The sequence below is a fragment of the Roseovarius sp. MMSF_3298 genome, from assembly GCF_030733705.1.
GTDB lineage: Bacteria > Pseudomonadota > Alphaproteobacteria > Rhodobacterales > Rhodobacteraceae > Roseovarius > Roseovarius confluentis.
Window position 1 is genome coordinate 39,299 of sequence record NZ_JASHIN010000010.1, and the last position, 24,167, is coordinate 63,465.

A 24,167-nucleotide genomic window follows, 5' to 3' on the forward strand; every position below is an offset into this window, starting at 1 on the left:
GTCAGTGCGCGGAATTGCGCGGTGCGTTCAACTGGCCCATCTATGGCGCAAGCAAGAAAGGGTCATATCATGACATTCACAACGCATCCTGAAACCCGTATCGGCCACGTGCACCTGCGCGTGTCGGATCTGGAACGGGCCATCGCCTTCTATTCCGGCGTTCTGGGCTTCGAGCTTCAGCAGCGCTATGGCACCGAGGCCGCATTTCTATCCGCGGGCGGCTACCACCATCACATCGGCCTGAATACCTGGGAGAGCAAGGGTGGGACGCCGCCCCCGTCCGGGCATACGGGCCTTTACCATACGGCATTCCTCTACCCCGATCGCACCGCGTTGGCGCAAGCTTTGAAACGCGTGCTGGAGGCGGGCATCGCGCTGGAAGGCGCCGCCGATCATGGCGTCAGCGAGGCGGTCTACCTGTCCGACCCCGATGGCAACGGCGTCGAGCTTTACCGTGACCGCGCCCCCGAAGACTGGCCGCGCGACGCGCAGGGCAATCTCAAGATGGCCAACAGCCGGCTGGATATCGAGGCTTTGCTGGCCGAAGCCGGCTGACACCTCTGGACCCTTTGGGCGACCGGGCTTAGGGTCCGCGCCAAAGGGAGGCGACCATGGCCACAGGCAGCAACATCCGGACCTATTTCAACGGCACCTGGCATGACGGGGATATCCCGGTGATGCGCGCCGCCGATCACGGCATGTGGCTGGGCTCGAACGTCTTCGACGGGGCCCGGTTCGCCCACGGGCTGACTCCGGACCTCGACCGGCACTGCGCCCGCGTGAACGCTTCGGCCGAGGCGCTGATGGTCACGCCGACCGTGTCGGTGCAGGACATGGTCGAGATCGTGCAGGACGGGTTGAAGGCCTACGCCCCTGATGCGGCCGTCTATATCCGCCCGATGTACTGGGCGATCGAGGGCGGCATGTCGGCCATCGTGCCCAAGGACGGCGGCGCCACCGGCTTTGCCATCAGCCTTGAGGAAATCCCCATGGCCCCGCCCGAGCATTCGGCCACCATCACCCGCACGCGGTTCCGCCGCCCGGTGCTTGAGGACGCGGTCGTCAACGCCAAGGCCGCCTGTCTTTACCCCAACAACGCCCGGATGCTGGCCGAGGCGAAATCCAAGGGCTTCACCAACGCGCTGGTGGCCGACGCGCTTGGCAACGTGGCCGAAGCCGCCACCGCCAACGCCTTTGCCGTCAAGGATGGCGAGGTCTTCACGCCCGTGCCCAACGGAACCTTCCTGGCCGGGATCACCCGCGCGCGGCATATCGAGAACCTGCGCACTGACGGCGTGACCGTGCATGAATGCATCATGTCCTTCGACGATTTCCACGATGCCGACGAGGTCTTTCTGTCCGGCAACATGATGAAGGTCATTCCGGTCACGGCGTTTGACGACACCAACTACCAGATCGGACCGGTCACGCGCCGGGTGCGCGAGATGTACTGGGACTGGGCGGCCAGCGCCTGAGCTCGCTCAGGCCGCCGCGTCGTAGCTGGAAAAGACCTCGGTGCTGCCGTCCCGAAGGATCAGGTGCACGTCATAGGCCTCGCGCCGGTCCTCCGGTCCCATCCCCGGCGAGCCGTAGGGCATCCCCGGCACCGCAAGGCCCACCGCGTCGGGGCGCTCATCCAGCAGGCGGCGGATATCGGCGGGCGGCACGTGACCTTCGATCATGTACCCGTCGACCTTGGCCGTGTGGCACGAGATCATCTGCTGCGGAATGCCGTTGTCGATCTTGTAGCGCGACAGGATCGTGCCGAACGCATCCTCGCTGGTCACGGCAAAGCCGTCGCCTTGCAGAATGTCCATCCACGCGCTGCAGCAGCCACAGTTGGGATCTTTCATCACGTGAATGGCCGGGCCGGATTGCGCCAGACCAGCGAGCGGGGCCGTGGCCACCAGACCGGCGGCACCGGCGAGAAGGTTGCGTCGGGTCAGCATAGGCGGTCTCCTTGCATATTTGGTTGGCGCGAAGTTTGGACAGGATCACACACTGTCGTCAACCACTCGCCCCCGCACCCGGCATCACATCCGGGTGACCCGTTCCGCCGCCTAACGCAGCGTCGGGCGTGACAATCGCGGCTGACGTGACCATGGTGCGCGTCAACCTACGTTTTGATCCGAACGTCCCCCGGGAGGCCGCACATGACCCAATATCCCCACCTGCTCGCCCCGCTCGACCTGGGCCACGTGACGCTGAAGAACCGCGTGCTGATGGGCTCGATGCACACCGGGCTGGAAGAGACCAAGGACTGGAACCGCGTCGCCGAATTCTATGCCACCCGCGCCCGTGGCGGTGTGTCCATGATGGTCACCGGCGGCATGGCCCCCAACCGCGAAGGCGGCGTTTTTCCCGGCGCGGCGGGCCTCTTCAACGATCAGGACATCGCCAACCACAAGGTCGTGACCGACCGGGTGCACGACGCCGGCGGCCTGATCGCCATGCAGATCCTGCACGCGGGCCGCTACGCCTATGGCCCCGAATGCGTCGCCCCCTCGCCCATCAAGTCGCCCATCTCGCCCTTCCCGCCCAAGGAACTGGACGAGGACGGAATCGAAAAACAGATCGCCGACATCGTTACCGCCGCGGCCCGCGCCCGCCAGGCGGGCTATGACGGGGTCGAGATCATGGGCTCCGAGGGGTACTTCATCAACCAGTTCCTCGTGCGCCACACCAACAAGCGCGAGGACCGCTGGGGCGGATCCTACGAGAACCGGATGCGTCTGCCACTGGAGATCGTACGCCGGGTGCGCGAGGCCGTTGGCCCCGATTTCATCCTGATCTACCGCCTGTCGATGATCGATCTCGTCCCCGAAGGTTCGACCTTCGACGAGGTGGTGCAACTGGCCAAAGCGGTCGAAAAGGCCGGGGCCAGCATCATCAACACCGGCATCGGCTGGCACGAGGCGCGTGTGCCCACCATCGTCACCTCCGTCCCCCGCGCGGCCTTTACCTGGGTCACGAAGAAGCTGATGGGGCACGTGGGCATCCCGGTCATCACCTCGAACCGGATCAACACGCCGCAGGTGGCCGAGGACGTGCTGGCCGACGGCTGCGCCGACATGGTTTCGATGGCCCGTCCGTTCCTGGCCGATGCGGAGTTCGTGAAAAAGGCCATCGAGGGCCGCGCCGACACCATTGCACCCTGCATCGCCTGCAACCAGGCCTGCCTCGACCATACCTTCTCGGGCAAAATCTCGACCTGCCTCGTGAACCCGCGCGCCTGCTATGAAACCGAGCTGCCGATCACGCCCACAGACACCCCCAAGACCGTCGCCGTCGTCGGCGCCGGTCCCGCGGGCCTTTCCACCGCGATCACGGCGGCGCAGCGCGGCCATGACGTGACGCTTTTCGACCGCGACGACAAGATCGGCGGACAGCTCAACATGGCCAAGCAGATCCCCGGCAAGGAGGAATTCTTCGGCCTCGTCGACTGGTACGATACCATGCTGAAAGAGACCGGCGTGACCGTGAAACTGGGCCATGATGTGCTGCCCGAAGACCTGGCCGGGTTTGACGAGGTGGTCATCGCCACCGGCGTCCTGCCCCGCGACCCCGAGATCGAAGGCCAGGAGGGCGACAACACGCTCTCCTACATCGACGTGCTGAAGCACAACAAGCCGGCGGGCGAGCGCGTCGCCATCATCGGTGCGGGCGGAATCGGATTCGACGTGGCCGAGTTCCTTGTCCACGAGGGCGAAAGCCCGACCGAGAAACTCGCGGAATGGAAAGAGGAATGGGGCGTCGGCGACCCCGCCAAAACCCCTGGCGGCCTTGCCCCCGAAGGCCCGCAGCCGGATGCGCCCGCCCGCGCCGTCACGCTCTTGCAGCGCAAATCCGAACGCGTGGGCAAGCGGCTGGGCAAGACCACCGGGTGGATTCACCGCGCATCGCTCAGGATGAAAGATGTCGAGATGGTCGGCGGCATCAATTATGAGCGCATCGAACCCACTGGCCTCGTGGTGTCCAATGGCGAGGGGCACGAAGACCCGCGCACGCTGGAAGTCGACACTATCGTCCTGTGCGCCGGTCAGGTCAGCGAACGCAGCCTTGCCGACGCGCTCGAGGCCAAGGGCATGACCTGTCATGTGATCGGCGGCGCGGATGTGGCGGCGGAACTCGACGCCAAGCGCGCCATCGACCAGGGCACGCGGCTGGCGGCGACGCTCTAGGTCTTGTCGCCGCCAACGCCCGGCCCTAGGGTCGCGCCATGCCCGTCTGCGCCTTCGATATCGCCCCCGATGGCACCGCCCGCCCGGCCTCGGAAAACGGTCCGGACAAAGGTTATGCCTGGTGGCATTTCGACCTTGCCGATCCGGAGCTACCGGCGTGGCTTGAGGCGCGCGTTCCGTCCATCCCGGCCACCGCGCTTTTGGCCCCGGAAACCCGGCCGCGCTGTGACCGCTACGGCGACGGGCTGATGCTGAACCTGCGCGGCGTGAACCTCAACGCAGACGGCCCCGCCGACCAGATGGTGGCCGTGCGCATGTGGGTGACCGAGCGCCTGGTCGTGACAGTGCGCAAGCGCCGGGTCTTCGCCATCGACGCCATCCGGGAAGACGCGGCCAACGGCGACGCGCCCGCCAGCCCGGTCGCCTTCGTGCATGACCTCGCGCAGCGGCTCATGACGCGGGTGCAGGACACGGTCTTCGACCTCAGCCGCCGCGTGGACGACATGGAAGACAGCGTCGAGGACGACGATGAAGATCCGCCCGAGGATCTGGCCGAGGATCAGCGCATGGCGATCCGCCTGCGCCGCTACCTCGCCCCTCAGCGCGACGCGCTGATCGCGCTCGTCGGCACCGACAGCGAGCTTGTCACGTCCGACGCCCGCGCGCGGCTGCGCGAGTTGGGCAACCTGGCAAAGCTGGCGGTCGAGGAACTGGAATCGATGATCGGGCGGATGGAGGCCGTGCAGGACCATCACGCCACTCAGGCCGACCAGCGGCAGAACCGCAACGGCTATATCCTGTCGATCGTCGCGGCGGTCTTCCTGCCGCTCGGGTTCATCACCGGCCTTTTCGGCGTGAACGTGGCGGGGATGCCCGGTGTGGACACCCCCTGGGCCTTCGCCGCCCTGTGTCTTGTGCTGGTGGTCCTGACCGTCGGCGCAGTCTGGATCTTGCGAAAGCTGAAGTGGATCTGACCGCGCCTACTCGACCGTGATCGTAATCTGGTCCGACGTCACCGGCGGGTCGTGTGGCACATGGTTCATGTCACCCAGCACCAGTTGCAGCGTGTGCTCGCCCGGCTCCAGGTCCAGTTCCACCTGCGTCTGACCACCGCCGAAATGCACGTGGTTCTCATCCGACGGGATTGCGGATTGCAGTTCCTCCTCGCCATCGGGGCCTTCGCCCAGAGGCGCGCGGTCCACCAGGATATGGTGGTGCCCGGTATTCTCTTTTTCGGTGCCGGCAGGCGCCACGCCCATGCCGCTCAGGCCGAACACGACTTTCACAGGGGCCGAGACGGTCGCGCCGTCTTCAAGATTGACGAAATACACCTCTGCGCCGTCGGGGACTGGTGTGCCTTGGGCAAAGGCCATCGAGGCGGTCAGCACCAAAGCGGCGGCAGTCTTGGCAAGAAGTTTCATGCGAGCTCTCCCTTGTTCGAATCCCGCAGGCGCCGCGTTGCCTGAACGAACCTGCGACATTGCTAGACATGGGGCGCGCGGGCAACACGGCAAGGTGGCAGGCTCCGGATCAAGGCGCAAACATGTTTCCGGGCCACGAACGATGCACCACAAAACCAAGATATTGTCTGGCCCGCGCCGCAGTTGTGCCTGAATTTCCCGCGATACCTTCAATTCAACAATAAACGACGAGGGTATCGAGAATGGATCGCCTTACCGAAATGGAGGCCTTTGCGACCGTCGTGGACCAGGGTGGGTTCACCGACGCCGCGCGCAAGATGGGCATCTCCAAATCCGCCGTATCCAAGCACGTCTCGTCGCTCGAGGCCCGACTGGGTGCGCGCCTGCTGAACCGGACCACCCGCCGGGTCAGCCCGACGGAAATCGGTTTGGCCTATTACGACCGTGCCCTGCGCGTGCTCAACGATGCGGGCGAGGCGGATGCGCTGGTCAGTTCCATGCAGTCCGACCCTTCGGGCCTCTTGCGCATCTCGGTGGCCACCGATTTCGGTGTGAATCACCTCAGTCCGATACTTGGGCAGTTCCTCGACGATTTCCCCGACATCACCGTGAACATGGTGCTCAACAACCGCTACGTCGAGCTGATCTCCGAGGGCTTCGACATGGCGATCCGAATCGGCGAACTGGAAGACAGCACCCTGCGCGCCCGCAAGCTGACCGAGACCACGAAGCGTATGATCGCCAGCCCGAGCTACCTGGAGAAACACGGCCGGCCCGGCAAGATCGACGATCTGAACGAGCACAAGCTCCTGCATTATTCCAGCCAGTCCAACGGCTCGGTCTGGAAGCTGACCGCGCCCTCGGGCGAAAAACGCCAGGTACGCACCGCGGGTGGCCTGTCGGTCAATGACGGCCAGTCGCTCCTGAACGCCGCGATCTCTGGCCTTGGCATCGCCTACCTGCCCAGCTTTCTTTACGCCAACGCGCTGAAAGAGGGGCACGTGGTCGACGTCATCCCCGACCTGCCGATGGAAACCCAAGGCATCTACGCGGTGTATCCCCCGGGCCGCTTCACACAGCCCAAGGTCCGCGCCTTTATCGACTTCCTCGTCCACGCCTTCGCCGAGAAGGGCCCGACGGACTGGTAAGATTTTCCTCCGCCTGCCAGGCAACCTGACCCCGGGCGGCGCGCCACCCGGGGCTTTTTCGCATCCTCAGGCCATGCGCACAGGCCGCCGCTTGCGCCCCCAGCCCCCCGGCGGGCCGTCGATCACGCCGGGAAAGCGCGTGCCGCAGGTGACGCACCCGCCGAAATCGTCCAGCTTCCAGTCCGACAGCGCGTGCCAGTCCCGCCCGATCACGCGATCTCCGCACCCGGCGCAATAGCTCGACTGCGCGTCGGGGTGATGCGCGTTACCGATATAGACATGCCGCAGCCCCGCCTGATGCGCCACGTTACGCGCCCGCAGCAGCGTCTCCAGCGGCGTGCGCGCGTGCGACAGCATCCGGTGATCGGGATGAAAGGCGGTGAAATGCAGCGGCACGTCGGGACCGCATATCTCCATCACACAGGCCGACAGCGCCTCCAGCTCCGCCGCGCTGTCATTCTCGCCGGGGATCAGCAGCGTCGTCAGTTCGACCCAGCATTCGGTCTCGTTCACCGCATAATCGATTGTCTCCAGTACCGGCGCGATCTCCGAACCGGTCAGCTTGCGATAGAACCCTTCCGTGAACCCCTTCAGGTCGATATTCGCCGCATCCATCGCGGCAAAGAATTCCGACCGTGGCGCATCACAGATATACCCCGCCGTCACCGCAACACTTTTCACGCCAGCTTCACGGCAGGCTGTGGCGGTGTCCAACGCGTATTCGTGAAAGATCACCGGGTCATTGTACGTGAACGCCACAGACGCACAGCCCTCTGTCCGCGCCACTTGGGCAATCTTCTCCGGCGCCGCCTGATGCGCCAGGCTGTCGACCTCGCGGCTCTTAGATATCTCGTGGTTCTGGCAGAACTTGCACGCCAGGTTGCACCCCGCCGTGCCGAAACTCAGCACCGGCGTACCCGGCAGGAAGTGATTCAGCGGCTTCTTCTCGATCGGGTCGATGCAGAACCCGGTTGAGCGCCCGTATGTGTCCAGCACCATCCGGTCGCCCTGCCGCATCCGCACGAAACACATGCCGCGCTGCCCGTCCCGCAAGGTGCAAAAGCGCGGGCATAGGGTGCAGCGCAGCCTGCCATCGCTTTCAGTCTCCCAGAATCGCGCGGGGTGCATCGCCGGTCGTTTTCCTCCATGATCCTGCCTACCAGATAGGCATGCGATCCCGAAATGAACAGTGAACCCGACCCCATGATGCGCCAACCAGCCGTCGCCGGAACCTTCTACCCGGCCGAGCCCGACGCGCTCTGGTCCGAGGCCGAAAGCTGCATCACCCGTGGCACCAGCGGCTGGCGGCCCGAAGGCTCGGTGCCCCGCGCGATCATCTCGCCCCATGCCGGCTATCGCTTTTCCGGCTGGCTGGCCGGCGCGGCGTGGCGGGCTACCGCACGCGGGCGCCCCTCGACCATCGTCATCCTGTCGCCGTCGCATGCGCACGCCTTCGAGGGCATCGCCCTGCCCTCGCAAAAGGGCTACGCCATGCCCGGCTTCGACGTGATGATCGACCGCGCAGCCGCCAACAGCCTCGTGCAGGCAGAGCTGGCCCATGTCGAGGACGCTGCCCATGACCGCGAGCACGGCATCGAGACGCAGCTTGCTTTCCTGCACCGCCTGCATCCCCGCGCCAAGGTGGTGCCGCTCGTCATCGGCAACGCCCCCCAAGACCAGGTGTCCGCCGCCATCGACCACCTCAGTGCGCTGGACCAGCCGCTTTTCGTCCTGTCCAGCGATCTCAGCCACTTCCTGCCCCGCGAGGCGGCGGACGCCAAGGACACCGAGACCGCCAAGCTGCTGGAAACCTCCAAGGGCAAGATGCTCACATCCCGTCATGCCTGCGGCGCCACCGCTATCACCGAGTTCCTCGCTTCGACCACGGGCGCGGGCCTGCGCGTCGCCCGTCTCGCCATGGCCTCCAGCGCCGATGTCACCGGCGACACGTCGCGTACCGTTGGTTACGGCGCCTGGGCGCTTTTCGACACCACCGACGAGATCATCATCCCGCGCCACCGCCAGATGTTGCTCAGGGCCGCGCGGCAGACGCTCGACTCTTTCACCAAGCGCGGCAAGCCGCCCAAGCTCGATGAAACCAGCTTTCCGCAGACGCTGCGCGGCCACGGTACCAGTTTCATCACGCTGCAACAGGACGGACGCCTGCGCGGTTGCATCGGCTCGCTCTCCGCGCATCAACCGCTGGTGCGCGACGTGTCGGACAACACGGTCAAGGCCGCATCCGCCGATCCGCGTTTCAAGCCTGTGACCGCCGAAGAGGTCCCCGACTTGCGCCTCAAGATCGCAGTCCTGTCGCCCTCCGCGCCAATGACGTTTTCAGGCGAGTCCGACCTGCTGCCACAACTGACGCCGTACCGCGACGGGCTGATCCTGCGCGACGGGGCCAAGCGCGGTGTGTTCCTGCCGATGGTCTGGGACAGCCTGTCCGACCCCGTCGAATTCCTGACTGCCCTGAAGGTCAAGGCAGGCCTGCCCAAGGATCACTGGAGCGACACGCTTGAAATCCACCGCTTCTGCGCCGAAAGCTTCGCCGAACCGGACTAGGCGCTCAACCAGCGTTGGAAATCTCGATCAGGTTGCCATCCGGGTCGCGCACATAGATCGAGGTCAGCGGCCCCGTCGCCCCGGTGCGCGGTACCGGCCCTTCCTCGACCGTCACGCCCTGCGCATGCAGATGCGCCTGCCAGTCGGCCAAGGGCAGGTCGCTCAGGAAACACAGGTCCGCCGTGCCGGGCGCGGGATGCGCTGCCTTCGGCTCAAACTCCGCCCCGGCCTTGTGCAGGTTGATCTTCTGCACTCCGAACTTCAGAGCCCACCGCCGCGAGCCGTCGGCAGGGGTGAACGCCTCCGCATTCATCCCCAGGGCATCGGTATAAAAGGCCAGTGTCGCGTCGATATCCGCCACGGTCAGCACAAGATGATCCAGCGATGTCAGTGCGGGGGGCATCAGCGTCTCCTTTGCCAGGGGGATTGTCATCCTTGCAAACCCGGGCATAGACATACGCCAAAACCAGACTGCAGGCCACGATGACAGACGCCACGCAAACCCTTATCGATCCGATCGACCCGGCCCGCGCTCGCGCGCTTCAGGCGACGCTGGGTGACACGCCAGCCATACAGGAAGGAGACGCCCTTCCGCCGTTCTTCCACCAGATCTATTTCTGGGACCCGCAGGTGCCCGTCGACCTTGGCCGCGACGGGCATCCCAAACTTGGCGGCGTCATCCCCGACATGGGCCTGCCCCGGCGCATGTGGGCGGGCGGCCAACTGCAGTTTCACGCGCCCTTCCGCGCCGGACAGCCCGCCACCCGCCGCACCACCCGCGAAAAGGCCGAACACAAGCAGGGTCGCAGCGGCCCTCTGGCCTTCGTCACCCTGCGCCACGAAATCTGGCAAGACGACATCTGCTGCATCACCGAGCATCAGGACCTCGTCTATCGCGAGGATGAGACGGGCAAAAAACCCGAACCGCCCCGCGCCCCCGACGGCGCGGTGAAAACCTGCACGGTCAGCTTCGACAGCACGCTGCTCTTTCGCTACTCGGCGCTCACCTTCAACGGCCACCGCATCCACTACGACGAAGACTATGCCCGAAAGGTCGAAGGCTATGACGGCCTTGTCGTCCACGGGCCCCTTCTGGCGCATCACCTGATGCAGATGGCCGATGCCGAACTGGGCGGTCTGAAACGCTTCGGCTTCCGCGCGACCAGCCCCCTGATGCACTTTGAGACGGCAGAGCTCTGCTGGGGCGAGGACGGCTCATGTTGGGTGCGTGGCCCGGACGGGCGACAGTGCATGGCCGCAAAGGCAGGCTGATCATCCCGACTTCGGCAAAGACGCCTCGGGCCTGAACGGCGCCGGGATCTCGTCCCGCCCGTCCAGCACAAGATCCGCCATCACCTGCGCCACCTTCGGCGCCATGCCGAACCCGATCTTGAAGCCGCCATTGGCAATGAACTGGTCCGGGTAAAGCGGATGCACCCCCAGCATCGGCGCCCGCGACCGCGCCCGGGGCCGCACCCCGGCCCAACGCTCGATCACCTTTGCGTCGCGCAACGCCGGCACCGCCGCGCGGGCGCGTTCCAACACCTCGTCCAATTGCGTATCCGTGTCCGTCGCGCTTGCATACTCGCGCTCCGAGGTCGACCCAACGGCGGTCGTCCCGTTTCGATGAAAAATCACGTGCAGCGCGTCGGCAAACACCTGCGGAGCGTCCGGCGCGGCGAAATCCAGCACCGCCCCCTGCCCCTTCACGCCATTGCCCACCGGCGCGCCCAGCTTGTCGGACAGCTCCGCCAGCCCCGCGACACCCGTGGCATGTACCACGCGCCCCGTCGCATGGCCTTCCGCCAGTATCTCTCCGCCACGTTGCAGGATCGCCGCCGCCAGCGCCTTGCCGCCTTCGCGCGGATGCAGCCGCGCCGACAACGTGTCGAGGATCAGCAACCCCGTGGGCGTGACCGGCGCATGGGCCACCGTATCCACCGCCACCACCTGCCACGTCGCAGCCTCGCCCCACAGTTCGCGCGCCGTGACCTCCCGCTGCCGCGCCAGCGCCAGCGCGGCCTCGTCCGCCACCGGCTGCACCCGGCCCGTTCGCGCATACCCCGAGGGCAGGCCCGATACCTCGGCCACCTCGGCCCAGAACGCCTCGGCCAACAGCAGGCTCTCCAACTGGAACGCCTTCTTCTCGTTCCAGTTCTCGGGCACGTGCGGCGCCAACGCGCCCACCACGCCGCCCGACGCCCCCGCACCCACGCCGCCGGGGTCGATCACCCGCACCGACGCCCCCCGCGACTGGCACGCAAAGGCGATGGACAAGCCGAAGATCCCGGCGCCGAATATGGTGACGTCTGCCATTGTCATTTCCCCTGCCCGGCGGCATGGTCGCCGGGATTTTCCCTGACTACCGGAAGGCGCGATGCAGGACCAGCAGGCAGAACTGGAATGGCGTGACGGCGATGTGCCGGTCTCCACCCAGTTCGACGACCCGTATTTCAGCCTCGAAAACGGCCTGGCCGAAACGCGCCACGTCTTTCTGGACGGAAACGACCTTCCCGCCCGGTTTCGCAACGGCTTTCACATCGCCGAGCTGGGCTTCGGCACGGGCCTCAACTTCCTGACCGCACTTCAGGCGTGGCGCACGGCGGGCGCGCCGGGCACCCTGCATTTCACCAGCTTCGAGGCATTCCCGATGGACCCGGCCCAGATCGCGCGCGCCCTTTCGGCGTTTCCCGATCTGCCGGTCGAAGCGCTCGAACTGGAACGCTGCGGCCCCTTCGGCGACCCTCTGACCGGCCCCGATTTCACCCTGCGCGTCATCCAGGGCGACGCACGTGCCACCCTCCCGGGCTGGGACGGCATGGCAGACGCCTGGTTTCTCGACGGCTTTTCCCCGGCAAAGAACCCCGAGCTTTGGCAAGAAGACCTCATGCGCGAAGTGGGCCGGCACACCGCGCCGGGCGGCACCGCGGCCACCTACACCGCCGCGGGCTTCGTCCGGCGCGGATTACAGGCGGCGGGATTTGAAGTCACGCGCGTTCCGGGATACGGGCGCAAGCGACACATGACCCGCGCAAGAAAGATCTGACCATGGCAGAGCAGAACACTCGTCTCGGCATCCTGATGATGGTGACAACCACCTTCATCTTCGCGGTGCAGGACGGCATCTCGCAATACCTCGCGCGGGAATACAACGTGCTGATGATCGTGATGATCCGCTATTGGTTCTTTGCGGCCTTCGTGATGACCGTGGCCAGCCGCACCGCCGGGGGCCTGCGCGCTGCCGCCCGCACGGATCAGCCACTGGTACAGGGCTTCCGCGCCGTGCTGCTGGTAGCCGAGATCTGCGTGATGATCTTCGGCTTCACCCTGCTGGGCCTCGTCGAAAGCCACGCCGTCTTTGCCTGCTATCCCCTGCTCATCGCCGCGCTCTCCGGCCCGGTCCTCGGCGAAAGCGTCGGCTGGCGCCGCTGGGCGGCCATTGGCGTGGGTTTCGTCGGCGTCACGATCATCCTCGAACCTGGCTTCGGCGTCTTCCAGCCCGAGGCTATCGTGCCCCTGATCGCCGCCCTGATGTTCGCGCTCTACGGGCTACTGACGCGCTATGTCGGCCGCCGCGACAGCGCCGCAACCAGCTTTTTCTGGACCGGCACGGTGGGCTCGGTCGCCATGACCGCCGTCGGCATCTGGTTCTGGGAGCCGATGTCGGCCTATAACTGGCTCTGGATGGCCGCACTCTGCGTTACCGGCGCGGCGGGACACTATACGCTTATCAAGTGCTACGAGGTCGCCGAGGCAAGCGCGGTCCAGCCCTTCGCCTATCTGCAACTGGTCTTCGCCAGCACCATCGGCATCCTGTTCTTTTCCGAAACGATCCGCCTCAATGTGGCGCTCGGTGCGGGGCTCATCGTGGCCGCCGGGTTGTTTACCCTCTGGCGCCAGCGGCTGCGCGGCTAAAGCATTTGCAGGACACAGTGAATCGCTTTTCACTGCCTCTTGAGACGCAAAAAGCGATGCATGTTTCAGACTGACCCGGAAACGCTTCAGTGCGGCATTTTACCGGGCTTTCCCGCGCACGGCAGACGATGTATCAAAACGCGTGGACGGCAAGGGAACACCCCATGCGCAAGGCGCGAAACGTGACAGCGATCTGCAAGGCAGCACTGACGGTACTCGTCGCGCTGTTCATCGCGATCCGCGTTGTGGCCCAGCCCACGATCCTAACCGCGCCTGACCCAGGGCTGATGGCGCTCTGCTCGGGCGGCCAGATCGTCTACGTCTCGATGGAGACCGGCTTGCCGGTGGAAAACGACGACGAAACCGGCCTGCTGGCCGACTCCTGCCCCTTCTTCGGGGTAACGGCCTTCAACCTCGGCGCGGACCGGACTCTGCCGACGCCGTTGCAGGTGCCCGCCGCGCTCGCCCTATTCCAGACGGGCACGTCACAGCCGGTGACCACCGCCCCGGTTCAGAACGCCGCACGCGCTCCGCCGCTGCGGGCTTGACTTGGTGCGCGCACAGCGCCCGCACAACACTCCCCCAGACAATAGACGCAGGCGGGCTTCGGCCCGGAGCGTTGTCATACCACACCCGGCACGCGGCACATGGCCCGCGCCACCACACCACAGGAAACTGACATGAAAACCCTTCTTACACTTGCATCTGCCCTCATCCTTTCGACAGGCATCGCCACCGCGCATGATTACACCGTGGGCGACCTTGAAATCATGCACCCGATGGCATTCGAGACGCCGAAAATGGCCAAGGCCGGCGCCGGTTTTCTTACCATTACCAACAATGGCGACACCGACGACGTCCTGCTCGAGGTGCGCGCCGACTTTCCCAAGGTCGAGGTTCACACCACCGAGGAAACCGACGGCGTCGCCAAGATGATGCATGTTGAAAACCTGCCCATCGCCGCCGGTGAAACGGTCGAGCTCGCCCCCGGCAGCTATCACGTGATGTTCATGGGGCTGGAGGCACCGTTCGAGGACGGTCTGGAAATCCCGGCCACGCTGGTCTTCGAAAAGGCGGGCGAAGTCGAGATCACGTTCAACGTCGAGGCGCGCCCCGAGGGCGGCGAAAGCATGGACCACTCCAACCACTGATCCGTGCGGAAAGTGGGACGAGGCGGATGCCGCCCCCGGCACCGCATCACCGAGTCACCGGGTCAATCCACCGTCGGTGAAAGCGTATTGCCGACCAGTTCCTGCGAAAACGGCACCGGGTGCGGCTCTTTTCCCAGCCGCGCCCGGTAGACCGGCAGGCTTTCGGCCACGCGCATCACGTAGTTTCGCGTCTCGTTGAACGGGATATGTTCGATCCAGTCGATGATGTCCCCGCCCTCCTGCCGCGGATCGCCGAACCGCGTCATCCAGCGCGGCGGTCGTGCGGGACCCGCGTTATAGGCCGCGGCCATCATGATCACATTACCGTCGAACTGCGACGCCATCTGCGCCAGATAGGCCGAGCCAAGCCGTGCGTTATAGGCCCAATCGTCGAAAACGCGCGACCGGGTGTGCCCGGGCTCGCCCAGCCGCCGGGCGACCTCGGCGGCGGTGCCGGGCATAAGCTGCATCAGGCCCATCGCGCCCGCGCCGCTGGCCACGCCCTGGTCGAACTCGCTTTCGCGCCGCGCGATCGCCAGCGCCAGCTCCATCGGCACCGGAAGCTCCAACTCGTGCATCGGGTGCAGCGGATAGTATGGCGCCGGCAGCGTGATCCCGCGCTGCGCCGCCGCCTTGCCCACCATCACCTGCAGGTGCGGCGACCCAAGGTCGTGCATCGCTTGCCCCAACTGGCCCAGTTCGGGCGGCTCCAGCGTGGCTGCGAGGTGCTTGAAGAACCGCTCAGCCAGTGACACGCGCCCGTTAGCCAGCGCCAGCACACCGGCCTGGAACACCTCGCCCTGCGCAAAGTCCGCCTCGCGCCAGTCCGCAAAGCTCTGTCGCCCGCTCAGCTTGCGGTCGAACGGGAACCCGCCCCGCTCGGCCGCCAGCAACCCGTAAAAGCTGGTCTGGTGCAGCGCCCCCAACTCGTAGGCTATCTCGGCGGCACTCTCGTTGCCCGCCGCCTCCTGCGCCCGGCCCAGCCAGTACCCGGCCCGACCCAGCGAGATCGGCGTCTCGACCCCGTCCATGAACCGCTGGAAATGGAAAATCGCCAGTTCGGGGTCGTTCAGGTCCGTGAGCGCGATGAACCCCGCCAGCCATTCCAGGTCGGCGAAATGCGAGCCTTCCACAAGCCCGTGCACCGATGCCAGGTCATAGGCCGTGCGGGCCGCACCGTCGCGCATCCGGTCGCGTGCCAATTCCCGCCGCCAGCCGGCCCACCGTTCGGCATCGCCCAGCCCGTTGCCTTCCAGCCGGCTTTGCCGAAGGATCAGTTTGATCGCGTCGTCCGGCCGGTTTTTTTGAATATGGCGGTTGTACAGGGCATAGGCGATATGCGGGTTGCTTTTTGCCGCATCAGGCAGCAGCTCCAGCCGCTTGTCCGCACCGTCCGCATCGGCCTCGATCGCCAGCCGGGTCTGGGCGATATCGCGCGTCTCCTCGTCCACAAGCGGCAGCATCTGCTGCACGTCCCGCAACCCCCGCCACAAGGCCATGTCCAGCCGCGCCGCATGATGCGGCTTCAAAAGGTTCGGTCGCGCCCGGATAAAGGCGTCATGCTCCGCCGTCGACAAGTCCAGCGTCCGCCACGCCAGCACGATCGCGACATCGGCATCGCCGGGCCGGCCGGCCTCCTGCAGCGCCCGCGCATAGGACAGCGCGCCAAGGCCCGATTGCGGCACCCGGTCTTCGTAGAAAGTAATGATCTCCTCGGGGGAGGCGTCGATCATCGCCACCTCGGCCTGCGTATGCAGGTAATCCAGCCCTGGCCAATCGGCATGGTCCTCGAGAAAGGTCAGGATTTCCTCCGGCGTGCCCTCGCCCGCCCGAAGCCGGTGCCATTCGATCAGCGTCACGCCCGCAGGCCCAGCCCGTTCAGCAATCTGCACCGCCGTAGTCCAGCGCCCGGCCAGCATCGCATCGAACGCGCTCGACATCGGGCGCGGCGGTATGCGCGGCGCGGGGGCGACCATGACGGTTTCCTCCGCACTCGCCTCGGCCTCGGCCTCGGAGACGGCAGCGGGCTCCGCCTGCCCCCCATCCTCGGACTGGGCCACCGCGAGCAGCGGCCACAGCAGGGCCATTAAGGCCACGACAACTCTTTGAACGCTGAACATCTCTTGCATTTTCCCGGGCCAGCGACGATAGACACAGCCAGCCTAGTTTCAAGGGGACGGATCGTCCATTCACAAGCTGGGCAACGCCGCGGCACGATTGCGTGTTCCACCGCGGTCATCCACCAGCCCCACGGGCTATGACATAGAGAGGAGCGTATCATGTTCAAAGGATCATTTCCTGCCCTGGTCACGCCGTTCAAGGACGGCGAGCTGGATCTCGATACGCTCAAGAAACTTGTCGAGTGGCATATCGCCGAAGGCAGCCACGGCCTCGTGCCCGTTGGCACCACCGGCGAAAGCCCTACGCTCAGCCATACCGAGCATGAAACCGTGGTGTCCGAAGTAGTGCGCGCCGTCAACGGCCGCATTCCGGTGATCGCGGGCGCGGGCAGCAACAACACGCTCGAATCGATTCGCTTCCTCCAGCACGCCGAAGAGGTCGGCGCCGATGCGGCTCTGGTGGTGACGCCTTATTACAACAAGCCCACGCAGCGCGGCCTGATCGCGCATTTCACCGCGCTGCACGACTGCTGCAACCTGCCGATCATCATCTACAACATTCCCGGGCGGTCCGCCGTGGACATGATGCCCGACACGATGGGCGAACTGGCCAAGCTGCCGCGCATCGTCGGCGTCAAGGACGCCACCGGCGACCTGGCCCGCGTCAGCCACCAGCGCATGACCTGCGGCAAGGAGTTCTGCCAGATCTCCGGCGAGGACGCGACGGCGCACGGCTTCAACGCCCAGGGCGGCGTTGGTGTCATCACCGTCACGGGCAATGTCGCCCCCCGCATGGTGGCCGAAGTACAGAACGCCACGCTGGCGGGGGATTACGCCAAGGCGCTGGAAATCCAGGACCGGCTGATGCCGCTGCACAAGGCGATTTTCACCGAACCGGGCCTCGTGGGTGCGAAATATGCCCTGTCGCGGCTGGGCCTGTGCAGCGACGAGGTACGCTCGCCTCTGACCGACCTCAGCGACGAGACCAAGGCGATGGTCGATCACGGCTTGCGCCATGCCGGGCTGATGAACTAGGGCACGGCCCATGGCCGAGCTTCTGATCGTTTATCATTCCAAGACCGGCGGCAGCCGCCAGATGGCACAGGCCGCCGCCGAGGCCGCGCGGGATGAGACGACCACGACGCTCCAGACCGCCGAAGACACCGGCCCCGATGACCTTCTGCGCGCCGACGGCTATATCTTCTGCGCGCCGGAAAACCTCGCCGCCATCGCGGGTGTTATGAAGGACTTCTTCGACCGCTGTTATTACCCGGTGCTGGGCCGGATCGAGGGGCGCCCCTATGCCCAGATGATCTGTGCCGGGTCCGACGGCACCAACGCCCAGCAACAGATCGCCCGCATCGCGCAAGGCTGGCGGTTGAAAGCGGTGCAGGAGCCATTCATCATCTGCACCCACGCCCAGACGCAGGACCAGATCCTGGCCGAGAAACACCTGTCAGAGGGTGACCTTGCCCCCTGCCGCGAGCTGGGTCAGGCGCTCGGGGCGGGGCTGGAAATGGGCGCGTTCTAAAGCGTTTCGCGGGTAAGCTGTGATTCAGGTTTGTCGCGAAACGTGTTAGTCGACCCGGCGCACCAGCATCTGGTTGCCCGGGCCCGACTTGGTCTCGAAGACCTTCAGCTTGCCCACAAGGTCGCTCAGCTTCTTCTCGCCATAGGTCCGCGTGTCGAAATCCGGCTTGTCCGCCTGGATCTGCTGCCCGATCCGGCCCAGCGGGTACCACTCGCCCTCTTGATCGATCTTCTCCATCGCGTCGAAAATCAGGTTACGGGCATTGGAGGCGGATTTCGAATCGAGCCCCGCCTTGGCCTTGGTGCGCGCGGATGATCCGGCCTCCTGGTAGATGTTCTCGATCGCCACGAACCGGTTGCACGCATTCTTCAGCGCGTCGGGCGCCTTGGCCTCGCCGATGCCGATCACCGTCAGGCCCTGTTCGCGGATGCGGCTGGCCAGCCGGGTGAAATCGCTGTCCGACGAGACGAGCACGAACCCGTCGAAATGACCTGCGTGCAGGATGTCCATCGCGTCGATCACCAGCCCGATATCCGACGCGTTCTTGCCCTTGGTATTCGCCGTCTGCTGGTGCTGGACCAGCCCGAGGTTCTGCGCCGTCTTGGTCCACCCGCTCAGCTGCTGGCTGGACCAGTCGCCATAGACCCGCCGCAGGCCCGGCTCGCCATAGCTGGTGACCTCCTTCAGGATGGCCTCGGCGTATTTGGAGGGCACGTTGTCGGCGTCGATCAGCACGGCAAGCAGGTGGGAACGGTCGGGCATGGAAACTCCTTCTCAGGATGCACCCTGCCCTATCCGTCAACGCGGCGAAAGCCGATACTTGGCGCTCAGCCCTTGTCGCCGATTTTGTCCTGCGTCTTGGTCTCGAAATCCGAAGCGTCGTGCCGCTCAAGCAACTGCTCGTGCGGCTCGCCAAAGGTGCGGTTTACCATGCGCCCGCGCTGCACCGCATCCCGATCGAGAACTTTTTCGGCCCAGGCCACCACGTTCTTGTATTCGTGCACGCTCAGGAACTTGCCGGCATTGTACTGCCGCCCCAGCGCCAGGTTGCCGTACCAGGGCCAGATCGCCATGTCGGCGATGCTGTACTCTTGCCCTGCGATAAAGGGCCGGTCTGCCAGTCGCTTGTCCAGCACGTCCAGCTGCCGCTTGGTCTCCATGGCGAAGCGATTGATCGGGTACTCGTATTTCTCGGGCGCATAGGCATAGAAATGCCCAAAGCCGCCGCCAAGATACGGCGCACTGCCCATTTGCCACATCAGCCAGTTCATCACCTCGGCGCGTTGCGGGCCTGATGCAGGCAGGAAAGCCCCGAACTTTTCCGCCAGGTGGATCAGGATCGACCCGGATTCGAACACGTCGATCGGCTCGGGCCCCGACCGGTCCACCATCGCGGGGATCTTGGAATTGGGGTTCACCTCGACAAAACCCGACCCGAACTGGTCGCCATCGCCGATGCGGATCAGCCAGGCGTCATATTCCGCGTCATGGCCCGCCGCCAGAAGCTCCTCGAACATCACCGTCACCTTCACCCCGTTGGGCGTGCCCATGGAGTAAAGCTGGAACGGATGCTCGCCCACAGGCAGCTCCTTGTCATGGGTTGCCCCGGCGATCGGCCGGTTGGTCGAGGCGAAGGTGCCGCCGCTTTCGGCGTCCCAGGTCCAGACTTCGGGCGGGGTGTAGGTATCGTCGGTCATGTACGGCTCTCGCTTTGTCCTTTGTTCATGAGAACAGCTAACCGACAGCGCCGGCAATGCAAGGTGCAGCCCTGCACAGATTTCTGTGCGATGCGGTCAACCCAAGAGAACACAACGGTTTTCAAATCTGTCGGCGTTAAGGGTTGCACAGCCGGCATGCTTTGGCCAATGCTGCCTTGGAACGCGCGAAGGAGACTTGATGATGCGGTGGTGGGCAATAGCGACACTGGCAACCGTGGCGGCCTGCGGGCCGGCCGTGACGGATAACGGCGTGCCCTCGCGCGCCGAAGAGGAAGGCCCCGACATCTGCAAGGCCGCCAACCACGCCGACCTTGTGGGCCAGCCGATCGCGGCTTTCGACCAGTCCGCGCTGGACCAGCCCGTGCGCATCATACCGCCCGGCGGCATCGTCACGATGGAATACAATCCCAAGCGCCTGAACGTCGACTTGGACAGCAGCGACAACATCGTGCGCTTCTGGTGCGGCTAAGGCCGCGTCCTGACGCCTGATCCCACCCAGGCGTCCCGGCCCGAGGGCAATTCTTGTCTTGCGCTTATTTCAACGCAGTTGATACTGCGTTGTTAGTAATGTTTGATTTCGCACAGATAAGCGAGGCCCCTCATGGACAGCTGGGATGAAGTCCGCACAGCCTTTCACGTGGCGCGCGTGGGAACGGTCAGCGGCGCCGCCGAAGCGCTGGCTGTTCACCACGCCACCGTCATCCGCCATATCGACGCGCTCGAGGAGCGGCTGGGCGTCAAGCTCTTCCAGCGCCACGCCCGCGGCTATTCCACCACCGAGGCCGGCGAGGACCTGCTGCGCGTGGCCCAGGCCACCGACGACCAGTTCAGCCAGCTTGCAGGCCGGATCAAGGGCCGCGGCAACGATGTGTCCGGGGAGCTCGTCATCACCTCGCTAGGCGGGTTCAGCCACCTTTTGGTACCGGTGCTGACGGAATTCCGGAAGGAATACCCCGACATCATCCTGCGCTACCTGACTGGCGACCGCCTGTTTCGCCTTGAATACGGCGAGGCGCATGTCGCCATCCGCGCGGGCCGCGCCCCCGATCAGCCGGACAACGTGGTCCAACCCTTCTACAAGCAGGCCCACACGCTCTACGCCGCGCAATCCTATGTCGACAAGCACGGCCTGCCCGCCTCCGAGGACGAGTTCGACCAGCACTGGTTCGTCAGCGCCGACGATCCAAAGAACCGCGCGCCCTTCAACCAGTGGCTGCGGCAGACAGCGCCCGACGAGCGCATCATCTTCCGCAGCCAGGACGTGCACGCCCAACGCCGCGCGATCACCGAGGGCGCGGGTATCGGGTTTCTCAGCAAGGTTCTCGCCAACCAGCTCGGTAACCTGACCGAGGTCATGCCCGCGCGCGACGAATGGTCCGCGCCGATCTGGCTGGTCACACACATGGACCTGCACCGCACGACCAAGGTTCAGGCCTTCCTGCGGTTCCTCAAGGATCGCGCCAAGGCGTGGGAGGTCGAATGACCGACCGGCTGCGCGGCCATGCCGCGATGCTGGCCTTCTCCGGGCTGATCGCCGGGTCCTTCGCCCTTGGCTCCATGGCGGCCCCGCATATCGCGCCCACCGCGCTCAACGCCGTGCGGTTCATCCTCGCCTCGGTCCTTCTGGGCAGCGCGGCCTGGGCCACCGTCGGCATTCCGCGCACCACGTGGCAGGCGCCCTGGCGCTATCTGCTGCTGGGCGGGTCGATGGGGCTTTACTTCGTGATGATGTTCGAGGCGCTGAAAACCGCCGCCCCGGTCAGCGCGGCGGCGGTCTTTACCCTGACACCCATCATGTCCGGGCTTTTCGGCTATATCCTTCTGCGGCAGGTGATGACCCCGCGCATGGGCGTGGCGCTGGCCATCGGCGCGGCGGGCGCGCTCTGGGTGATCTTCGACGCTGACCTGCAGGCGCTCTTGCGGTTCGAAATGGGCCGGGGCGAGGTGATCTTCTTCTTCGGCTGCATCGCGCACGCGTTTTATACCCCGCTGGTGCGCAAGCTGAACCGGGGAGAGCGGCCCATCGTCTTTTCCTTCGGCGCCATGGTCGCCGCCGCCGGTCTGATCGCGCTGGCGGGCTGGTCCGACATGCGCAGCACCGACTGGCCCGGCCTGCCCGCCATCGTATGGATCACCATCATCTATACCGCCGTCGCGGCGACGGCGATCACCTTTGTCCTGCTGCAATACGCCTCGCTGCGCCTGCCCAGCGCCAAGGTCATGGCCTACACCTACCTCACGCCCACATGGGTGATCTGCTGGCAGGCCGCACTTGGCCACGGCCTGCCCCCGCCCCTGATCCTTGTGGGCGTCGGGCTGACCATTGTGGCGCTGGTGCTGCTGTTGAAGGACGAATAGCTACTCCGCCAGGTCTCGCGCCGCCTCGTAGAGCCGCCGGAATTCTTCGCCGAGCGAATCCTCGGGAACACTGCGCAGGAAATACTCCACCGTGCCGATCGGCGCCGGCAGTTGCACATCCATCGTCATCGTGTTGCCGGCGCAAGCATAGGTGATTGTCGGCTCGTACCCAGCCCCGCCCATCACCGGTGCGGTCATGCCATCCCCATTGGCCGTCATCGAAAACAGCGCGGGGGCGGAGCCTGCGTCGCAGAACGTGATCCGTCCGGCCTCGCCATTGATGAACCCCACCTGTGTCGGCGCGGCAAGGTCAAGCCGCACGTCCACGACATCGCCGGTCTCGACAAAGGTATCGGTGAACTCCGTGGCATGGTGAAAAGGCAGCGTGTGATAGAACCCGTCCTCGTAGATCGAGATCCCCAACGCGGGCGACGCGCCCGCCGCGATTTCACGGATCACGCGGTCAGGCACCATCCCCTGCAACGCGTCCCGGATGCGCGCAGGCGCCGTGTTCTCACCAACCCAATGTCCGATCATGCAGGGGTCGCCTACAGGCGGCGGCGCGACACAAGCGTTCTGGGCCAGCCCAGGCGCGGCCCAAATGGCCAGTATCAAGGTCAGGGCAGATGTCTTCATGGCGCTACTCCTCCGTTTGGTCAGAGAAACCCGCCCGCCTCCAGTTTCCGCACAAGGCGCCGATAATCCAAGGGCGGCGGAACGTCCTCTGACACCTGTCCGTCGTCGGGGCGCAACAACGGGTTCATTTTCACAAGGTCCACATCACAGAACGCGTCGATCTGGTTGACCAGCGCATCGAACGCCCCCTGCCGCCAACGCCGCTGGATCAGGCCCACCTTTGTGCCGGGCCGCATCACGAAAGGCGCCAGGTGAAACGCCGAACCATCGGGCCCCACAATCTGCCGCGCGGCGGCATAGCGGGCGCATTGCTCCGGCAGGCTGTGGCGCTGCGGATGCAGGATCGTGTAACCCGCCTTGCGCATCAGCCGCTCGATCCGCTCTTCCTGGTCCACCATCTGGCCCGCGCGTTTCAGCAGCGACCGCGACAGGTAGATCTTCTCATCCCCCTCCGGTGTCACCACGGCCTGAAGCCGTCCGCGAATGAACCGGCGAAACTCCGGTGTGCCGGAAATCCAGTCGCGGTGTCCCATGCCCTGCGTCGGCACGTCCAGTTCCTCGATCCGCACAGGTGACTGCACGAAATGCACCGGCAGGCCATCGCTCAGAAGGTCCACGAACGCTTTCAGTCGCCGCTGGAACACTGCCCCGAAATCAATGCCATGCATCGGGATCAGGACCAGCCCGTCATAGCCGCCATCCGACAGCGGCCACAGCCGCGAGATGCATTCCAACAGGAAATGCCCGAAATGATGCCGCCCGATGCCGATGAACAGGTGCCGCCCCGGCAGGCTCTCCGCCGCCTCCGGAAAATCCGGCTGCGCGGTGAAACGATTGGAGGAATAAAGCGTCCGCGACTGCTCCACGAAGCTCCGGTCAGCGCGAAACACCCCGCAGGCCAACTCCCGCCCCTCCGGCATCGGCGCCACCAGCGCCTGCTCCACCGTCTCGATACGCGGCTCCGGCAAAATGCGCGGATCCAGCCCCGCACCGGACGCCGCGTCATCCATCATCGCGAAACTCTTTCGCCAGGAACTGCTCGAACGCATCCAGGTGCACCGCCTCGAACTGGCCGAAACTCTGCATCCAGATGCTGGCATCGCGCAGGGCATCGGGCTCCAGCTTGCACCACACGACCCGGCCCCGCCGTTCCTGGCTGATCAGGCCCGCGCGCGTCAGGATGCCAAGGTGCTTCGACACGGCCGCCAGCGACATCTCGAACGGCTCGGCCACGTCCGTGACGGCCATGTCATCCTCGAGCAGCATCGACAGGATCCTGCGGCGGGTCGGGTCGGCCAGTGCGGCAAATACGGTGTCGAGCGATTGGGCCATGGTGCACCGTTTAAGCCTTGCCGGGCTGGCCGCGTCAACTCTCTTGGCCCTTTCCCGGGCATTGCGGACTCGACTCCGGTCGCGGCACGCC

Annotated in this window: 27 protein-coding genes; 16 read left to right on the forward strand and 11 right to left on the reverse strand. The window is 65.3% G+C overall.

What is annotated here, in order from left to right:
• Positions 1 to 69 precede the first annotated feature (69 nt).
• The gene (locus RBB18_RS10775) at positions 70 to 555 is read left to right on the forward strand and encodes a VOC family protein (RefSeq protein WP_103763876.1); all 486 of its coding nucleotides are present in this window, start codon (positions 70 to 72) and stop codon (positions 553 to 555) included.
• Between the two features lie 56 nt (positions 556 to 611).
• Positions 612 to 1,475, forward strand: a complete 864-nt coding sequence (locus tag RBB18_RS10780; RefSeq protein WP_306111392.1) for a branched-chain amino acid aminotransferase — start codon at positions 612 to 614, stop codon at positions 1,473 to 1,475.
• A 6-nt stretch (positions 1,476 to 1,481) separates the two neighbouring features.
• Here the strand turns inward: RBB18_RS10780 and RBB18_RS10785 are convergent, their stop codons facing one another.
• On the reverse strand, positions 1,482 to 1,949 hold the full coding sequence (locus RBB18_RS10785; RefSeq protein ID WP_274593863.1) for a DUF411 domain-containing protein: 468 nt from the start codon (positions 1,947 to 1,949) through the stop codon (positions 1,482 to 1,484).
• 204 nt (positions 1,950 to 2,153) lie between these two features.
• Between RBB18_RS10785 and RBB18_RS10790 the strand changes: the two genes are divergently transcribed.
• Both RBB18_RS10790 and RBB18_RS10795 read left to right on the forward strand, forming a co-directional pair.
• Entirely contained in the window at positions 2,154 to 4,181 is a 2,028-nt protein-coding gene (locus tag RBB18_RS10790) for an NADPH-dependent 2,4-dienoyl-CoA reductase (protein ID WP_306111393.1), read from the forward strand.
• A gap of 38 nt (positions 4,182 to 4,219) precedes the next feature.
• Positions 4,220 to 5,155 carry a CorA family divalent cation transporter gene (locus RBB18_RS10795; protein WP_103763746.1) on the forward strand — a complete coding sequence of 312 codons (936 nt, stop codon included), beginning with the start codon at positions 4,220 to 4,222 and terminating at the stop codon, positions 5,153 to 5,155.
• 6 nt (positions 5,156 to 5,161) lie between these two features.
• Here RBB18_RS10795 and RBB18_RS10800 read toward each other — a convergent pair whose 3' ends face one another.
• The gene (locus RBB18_RS10800) at positions 5,162 to 5,602 is read right to left on the reverse strand and encodes a DUF4399 domain-containing protein (RefSeq protein ID WP_103763747.1); all 441 of its coding nucleotides are present in this window, start codon (positions 5,600 to 5,602) and stop codon (positions 5,162 to 5,164) included.
• Positions 5,603 to 5,844: 242 nt separating this feature from the next.
• On the opposite strand from RBB18_RS10800, the gene RBB18_RS10805 reads away from it, so the two are divergent.
• The gene (locus RBB18_RS10805; protein WP_103763748.1) at positions 5,845 to 6,750 is read left to right on the forward strand and encodes a LysR family transcriptional regulator; all 906 of its coding nucleotides are present in this window, start codon (positions 5,845 to 5,847) and stop codon (positions 6,748 to 6,750) included.
• A 66-nt stretch (positions 6,751 to 6,816) separates the two neighbouring features.
• Here RBB18_RS10805 and amrS read toward each other — a convergent pair whose 3' ends face one another.
• Positions 6,817 to 7,878, reverse strand: a complete 1,062-nt coding sequence (gene amrS, locus RBB18_RS10810) for an AmmeMemoRadiSam system radical SAM enzyme (RefSeq protein WP_306111394.1) — start codon at positions 7,876 to 7,878, stop codon at positions 6,817 to 6,819.
• A 75-nt stretch (positions 7,879 to 7,953) separates the two neighbouring features.
• Here amrS and amrB point away from each other — a divergent pair, with 75 nt between their 5' ends.
• Entirely contained in the window at positions 7,954 to 9,315 is a 1,362-nt protein-coding gene (amrB, locus tag RBB18_RS10815; protein WP_306111395.1) for an AmmeMemoRadiSam system protein B, read from the forward strand.
• A 4-nt stretch (positions 9,316 to 9,319) separates the two neighbouring features.
• On the opposite strand, the gene RBB18_RS10820 is transcribed toward amrB, so the two are convergent.
• The gene (locus tag RBB18_RS10820; protein ID WP_306111396.1) at positions 9,320 to 9,718 is read right to left on the reverse strand and encodes a VOC family protein; all 399 of its coding nucleotides are present in this window, start codon (positions 9,716 to 9,718) and stop codon (positions 9,320 to 9,322) included.
• An 80-nt stretch (positions 9,719 to 9,798) separates the two neighbouring features.
• Between RBB18_RS10820 and RBB18_RS10825 the strand changes: the two genes are divergently transcribed.
• The gene (locus tag RBB18_RS10825; RefSeq protein WP_103763751.1) at positions 9,799 to 10,587 is read left to right on the forward strand and encodes a MaoC family dehydratase N-terminal domain-containing protein; all 789 of its coding nucleotides are present in this window, start codon (positions 9,799 to 9,801) and stop codon (positions 10,585 to 10,587) included.
• Here RBB18_RS10825 and RBB18_RS10830 read toward each other — a convergent pair whose 3' ends face one another.
• The gene (locus RBB18_RS10830) at positions 10,588 to 11,631 is read right to left on the reverse strand and encodes an FAD-binding oxidoreductase (protein ID WP_103763752.1); all 1,044 of its coding nucleotides are present in this window, start codon (positions 11,629 to 11,631) and stop codon (positions 10,588 to 10,590) included. It lies immediately after the preceding gene.
• A 61-nt stretch (positions 11,632 to 11,692) separates the two neighbouring features.
• Here RBB18_RS10830 and mnmD point away from each other — a divergent pair, with 61 nt between their 5' ends.
• The 4 genes from mnmD to RBB18_RS10850 all read left to right on the forward strand — a co-directional run bounded on the left by mnmD (position 11,693) and on the right by RBB18_RS10850 (position 14,381).
• On the forward strand, positions 11,693 to 12,361 hold the full coding sequence (gene mnmD, locus RBB18_RS10835; RefSeq protein WP_306111397.1) for a tRNA (5-methylaminomethyl-2-thiouridine)(34)-methyltransferase MnmD: 669 nt from the start codon (positions 11,693 to 11,695) through the stop codon (positions 12,359 to 12,361).
• A 2-nt stretch (positions 12,362 to 12,363) separates the two neighbouring features.
• Positions 12,364 to 13,230, forward strand: coding sequence for a DMT family transporter (locus tag RBB18_RS10840; protein ID WP_103763754.1), 867 nt, complete (start codon positions 12,364 to 12,366; stop codon positions 13,228 to 13,230).
• Between the two features lie 164 nt (positions 13,231 to 13,394).
• Complete coding sequence (locus RBB18_RS10845) at positions 13,395 to 13,778, forward strand: hypothetical protein (RefSeq protein ID WP_274593853.1); 384 nt, start codon at positions 13,395 to 13,397, stop codon at positions 13,776 to 13,778.
• 132 nt (positions 13,779 to 13,910) lie between these two features.
• Positions 13,911 to 14,381 carry a copper chaperone PCu(A)C gene (locus RBB18_RS10850; protein WP_306111398.1) on the forward strand — a complete coding sequence of 157 codons (471 nt, stop codon included), beginning with the start codon at positions 13,911 to 13,913 and terminating at the stop codon, positions 14,379 to 14,381.
• 62 nt (positions 14,382 to 14,443) lie between these two features.
• On the opposite strand, the gene RBB18_RS10855 is transcribed toward RBB18_RS10850, so the two are convergent.
• Positions 14,444 to 16,468, reverse strand: a complete 2,025-nt coding sequence (locus RBB18_RS10855; RefSeq protein WP_306111417.1) for a lytic transglycosylase domain-containing protein — start codon at positions 16,466 to 16,468, stop codon at positions 14,444 to 14,446.
• 192 nt (positions 16,469 to 16,660) lie between these two features.
• On the opposite strand from RBB18_RS10855, the gene dapA reads away from it, so the two are divergent.
• Positions 16,661 to 17,536 carry a 4-hydroxy-tetrahydrodipicolinate synthase gene (gene dapA / locus RBB18_RS10860; protein ID WP_306111399.1) on the forward strand — a complete coding sequence of 292 codons (876 nt, stop codon included), beginning with the start codon at positions 16,661 to 16,663 and terminating at the stop codon, positions 17,534 to 17,536.
• Between the two features lie 10 nt (positions 17,537 to 17,546).
• Positions 17,547 to 18,032, forward strand: a complete 486-nt coding sequence (locus tag RBB18_RS10865) for a flavodoxin family protein (RefSeq protein ID WP_306111400.1) — start codon at positions 17,547 to 17,549, stop codon at positions 18,030 to 18,032.
• Positions 18,033 to 18,077: 45 nt separating this feature from the next.
• On the opposite strand, the gene RBB18_RS10870 is transcribed toward RBB18_RS10865, so the two are convergent.
• Together RBB18_RS10870 and yghU are read right to left on the reverse strand one after the other, a co-directional pair.
• Positions 18,078 to 18,794: an NYN domain-containing protein gene (locus tag RBB18_RS10870; protein WP_103763759.1), complete on the reverse strand. Its 717-nt coding sequence runs from the start codon at positions 18,792 to 18,794 to the stop codon at positions 18,078 to 18,080.
• A gap of 65 nt (positions 18,795 to 18,859) precedes the next feature.
• Positions 18,860 to 19,729, reverse strand: coding sequence for a glutathione-dependent disulfide-bond oxidoreductase (gene yghU / locus RBB18_RS10875; protein WP_306111401.1), 870 nt, complete (start codon positions 19,727 to 19,729; stop codon positions 18,860 to 18,862).
• A gap of 202 nt (positions 19,730 to 19,931) precedes the next feature.
• Here yghU and RBB18_RS10880 point away from each other — a divergent pair, with 202 nt between their 5' ends.
• The 3 genes from RBB18_RS10880 to RBB18_RS10890 all read left to right on the forward strand — a co-directional run bounded on the left by RBB18_RS10880 (position 19,932) and on the right by RBB18_RS10890 (position 22,108).
• Positions 19,932 to 20,219, forward strand: coding sequence for an I78 family peptidase inhibitor (locus RBB18_RS10880; RefSeq protein ID WP_211286156.1), 288 nt, complete (start codon positions 19,932 to 19,934; stop codon positions 20,217 to 20,219).
• A 132-nt stretch (positions 20,220 to 20,351) separates the two neighbouring features.
• Positions 20,352 to 21,233 carry a LysR family transcriptional regulator gene (locus RBB18_RS10885; protein ID WP_306111402.1) on the forward strand — a complete coding sequence of 294 codons (882 nt, stop codon included), beginning with the start codon at positions 20,352 to 20,354 and terminating at the stop codon, positions 21,231 to 21,233.
• The gene (locus tag RBB18_RS10890) at positions 21,230 to 22,108 is read left to right on the forward strand and encodes a DMT family transporter (protein WP_306111403.1); all 879 of its coding nucleotides are present in this window, start codon (positions 21,230 to 21,232) and stop codon (positions 22,106 to 22,108) included. Before RBB18_RS10885 ends, RBB18_RS10890 begins: the two co-directional genes overlap by 4 nt.
• On the opposite strand, the gene RBB18_RS10895 is transcribed toward RBB18_RS10890, so the two are convergent.
• The 3 genes from RBB18_RS10895 to RBB18_RS10905 are packed head-to-tail and all read right to left on the reverse strand — an operon-like array spanning position 22,109 to position 24,076.
• Positions 22,109 to 22,744 (reverse strand): hypothetical protein, encoded by a 636-nt coding sequence (locus RBB18_RS10895; protein WP_306111404.1) that lies wholly within the window; start codon positions 22,742 to 22,744, stop codon positions 22,109 to 22,111.
• A gap of 20 nt (positions 22,745 to 22,764) precedes the next feature.
• On the reverse strand, positions 22,765 to 23,757 hold the full coding sequence (locus RBB18_RS10900) for a DUF563 domain-containing protein (RefSeq protein ID WP_306111405.1): 993 nt from the start codon (positions 23,755 to 23,757) through the stop codon (positions 22,765 to 22,767).
• Positions 23,747 to 24,076 carry a metalloregulator ArsR/SmtB family transcription factor gene (locus tag RBB18_RS10905; protein WP_057793175.1) on the reverse strand — a complete coding sequence of 110 codons (330 nt, stop codon included), beginning with the start codon at positions 24,074 to 24,076 and terminating at the stop codon, positions 23,747 to 23,749. Before RBB18_RS10905 ends, RBB18_RS10900 begins: the two co-directional genes overlap by 11 nt.
• Positions 24,077 to 24,167: the final 91 nt, after the last annotated feature.